This window comes from Phaeovulum sp. (assembly GCF_041596715.1).
Classification (GTDB): Bacteria; Pseudomonadota; Alphaproteobacteria; order Rhodobacterales; family Rhodobacteraceae; genus UBA6213.
The window spans coordinates 1-3,248 of sequence record NZ_JBFHIA010000298.1 but is presented as its reverse complement, the minus strand read 5'-3'; the positions used below and the strand labels follow the sequence as shown (position 1 = coordinate 3,248).

The window sequence follows — 3,248 nt, the reverse complement described above, 5'->3', positions numbered from 1 at the left end:
GGTCGTGCTGCATGAAAGCCGCCCGATCCGCTATCTGGCGCTTTCGGTTGGTATCAACGCCCCGGCACCTTTTGACATTCTGAAAGACGTCACTTTGCGTCAGGCCGTGGCTTGGGCGATCGACCGCGAAGCCATCGCCGAGGTGCTTTTTGATGGGCGTGGTGTGCCGGCCAAGGGAATCTTGCCGGGCTGGATGTTCGGCCTTGGCGAAGACCACACCGACGGCTTTGGCTACGACCCCGAAAAAGCCGCTGCGTTGATGGATGCCGCGGGTTGGAAGCTGGGTGCCGATGGGGTGCGCGAAAAAGAAGGGCGCAAGATGAAGCTGCGCCTTGTTGCCGCTTATCCCAATGTGACCACGGTCAAGCCGGTCCCTGAAATGGTGCAGCAAATGCTGATCGGCGCCGGCATTGACATCGAACTGATCGAGGTAGACGACGCCGGGGTCTATGACGACACCTACCTAGAACCGGGGCAAGGTGATCTGTTCATAGAGATGGGGTCCAACAATAACACCGACCCGACCTATCTGCTCAGCATGCTCTACACCACGACGACACCTTGGACGGGCTATCGCACTCTCGCCCCCGGCCCGCATGTGGATGCGCTTTTGGCGGATGCCCGGAATGCGCAAACCCGTGAAGTGGTGATCGAAAAGGTGCGCGCCGCACACCGCGCCATCGTGCAAGACGACCTTGTGACGATCCCGATCTTGCTGGTGCCGAACTTCGTGCTGTCGCGTCCAGGGCTAGAGATCCCGATGTCAGAGTTCACCGACTGGATCGACTACGGCATGACCCGCGTTGTTGCCGAGTAGCGGCTGATAGAGGCACGCGGGGCGCATATCCGCGCCCCGCAACCGCACCGGGGGCATCATGACACGGTTTCTCTGTTGGAGGGTTTTCACGGCTATTCCGACGTTGTTCGGAATGTCGCTGCTGGCCTTTTTCATCGTCTCGTTAACGCCGGGCGATCCTGTGATGCAGGAGTTGCGCGCAATGGGATCGGCATTTTCAACAGAAGATGTCGCCGCAATGCGCGCCGAGTTCGGTTTGGATAAGCCTTTGCCGGTGCGCTACATCATGTGGCTTGGCGATGCGTTGCGCGGCGAGCTTGGCACCTCGATCGCGTCCGGCCGCTCTGTGATAAACGAGATCGGCATCTACTTGCCCGCAACACTGACACTGGCGGCGAGCGCGCTGGTTGGCGCGGTTGCAATATCGTTGACGCTTGGCATTGCGGCCGTATCCGCGCCCCGCGGTGTGGCGGCATTGCTGCGCACGTTTACGGTGGTGCTGGTTTCCATCCCCTCTTTCTGGCTGGCGCTGCTGCTGATTTGGGTCTTTGTGCTGCAACTGGGTTGGGCGCGGCTGGTTGGCGATGGGGCGCTGGGTGATCTGGTATTGCCAACGGTCACGCTTAGCTTGGCGGCGGGGGCCTCGCTTGGCCGCGTTGTGCACGAACGCATTCGTGCCGAAATGTGCGAAGACCACGTGCGCCTTGCCATTGCAAAGGGCCTTTCGCCTGCCGCGATTCTTTTGCGTCACATTGCACCGCGCATTATCGGCCCGCTTGCCACCGCTTGGGCCAATACGCTGGGCGCGTTGCTGGGCGGCGCGGTGATCGTGGAAACGATCTTTGGCTGGCCCGGTCTGGGGCAGTTGATCTTGCAAGCCATCGCGCAGCGCGACTACCCGATCATTCAAGCGTATCTCGTGTTCATGGGGCTTGGGTATTTTGCGACCAGCCTTTTGGCTGATGTGATCGTGATTCTGACCGACCCGCAGCTGCGCCGGGAGGTCGGGCATGACTGACGCACCGATGGCCCTTATCGCCACCAGGCGCCGCCGCTTGCCGCGCAACCTTGTCGGGCGCGGCGGGCTTGCGCTGGGCTTTGCGCTGCTGGGCTGTTTTGCCTTGCTTGCGCTAGGCGGTAGCTTTTTGCCTTTGCCGCCACCCGAGCGGATCGACCTTCTGGCGCGGCTTGCGCCACCTTCGGCGGCGCATCCGCTGGGCACCGACCATCTGGGGCGCGATGTGCTGTCGCGGCTGATCGGTGCGGTGCCCGTGTCGCTGGGGGCGGCGATTGCCACCATGGCCGCGATCCTATCCATCGCATTGCCCTGGGGGCTGACGGCGGCACTGGCGGGTGGCAAGGTCGATGCGCTGTTGATGCGGCTGGCCGACATCGTGATGGCCTTTCCGACACTGGTGCTGGCGCTGGCGGTGATCGGATTCATGGGCGCTTCGCTTGAAGCCTCGATCATCGGGGTTGCGGCGGCGTGGTGGCCATCGAACGCGCGGCTGCTGCGTGCCTTGGTGCTTTCGGCACGGCAGCGCGATTTTGTGCGCGCGGCAAGGCTGGCGGGCGCATCGCGGGCGCGCGTGATCGTGCGCCATGTGCTGCCACAGGTGCTGCCGCCGCTGGCGGTGATCGTGTCGCTGGAAATGGCATCCGTTCTTTTGGTGCTCTCTTCACTCAGCTTTCTTGGGATCGGCGCGCAGGCACCGACCCCGGAATGGGGCGCGATGCTGAACGAGGCGCGCCCCTTCTTTGCGCGTGCACCGCACATGCTGCTGGTGCCGGGCCTTGCGGTGACCTTGGCGGTGCTGGCCTTCAACCTGATCGGCGAGGGGCTGCGCGATCTTTTGGATCAAAGGGAGGCCTACCGATGGTGAGAGGGCTAGAGGTGCGCGGGCTTTCGGTGCTGGCAGGGCAGGGCGAACGGTTGCTGGATGGTGCGAGCTTTGCGCTTGCCCCCGGCGAGCGCAAAGGGCTGATCGGTGCTTCGGGCAGCGGCAAATCGCTGACCGCGGGCGCGCTTTGTGGCCTTTTGCGGCCACCGCTTCGGCTGCGCGCGGCCACCATGACGCTTGACGGGCACGACCTTGCGGCGCTTTCGCCGCGGCGCTGGCGCAGGCTGCGCGGCAGCACGATTTTTCAGATATTCCAAAGCCCCGGCACCGCTCTTAACCCCGCGCGCCGCGTCGGGTCGCAATTGACCGAGGCGGCGAAGGTTGCGCGCGGCCAACCAACGCGCTGCGTTGCGGCGGCGCTGCAAGCGGTTGCGCTCGACCCCGAGGTGGCGTGGAAGTTTCCTTATCAGCTTTCGGGCGGCATGAAGCAGCGGGTGCTGATCGCGATGGCGCTTTTGCTGCGCCCGAGCCTGCTGATTGCCGATGAACCGACCACCGGGCTTGATGTGCTGACCGAGCGCGAAATACTGGCCGCACTTACCGCCATGCTC

4 protein-coding genes are annotated in these 3,248 nt (G+C 63.6%); all 4 read left to right on the top strand.

The window, feature by feature from the left end:
* Window positions 1–817: ABC transporter substrate-binding protein (locus ABY403_RS14950; RefSeq protein WP_372841618.1), on the top strand; the 817-nt coding region annotated here is incomplete at its 5' end.
* Window positions 818–875: 58 nt separating this feature from the next.
* On the top strand, window positions 876–1,814 hold the full coding sequence (locus ABY403_RS14945; RefSeq protein ID WP_372841617.1) for an ABC transporter permease: 939 nt from the start codon (window positions 876–878) through the stop codon (window positions 1,812–1,814).
* The gene (locus ABY403_RS14940; RefSeq protein ID WP_372841616.1) at window positions 1,807–2,679 is read left to right on the top strand and encodes an ABC transporter permease; all 873 of its coding nucleotides are present in this window, start codon (window positions 1,807–1,809) and stop codon (window positions 2,677–2,679) included. The genes ABY403_RS14945 and ABY403_RS14940 overlap by 8 nt, the downstream gene beginning before the upstream one ends.
* The coding region (locus ABY403_RS14935) for an ATP-binding cassette domain-containing protein (RefSeq protein ID WP_372841615.1) at window positions 2,673–3,248 on the top strand (576 nt) is incomplete at its 3' end. The genes ABY403_RS14940 and ABY403_RS14935, both read left to right, overlap by 7 nt.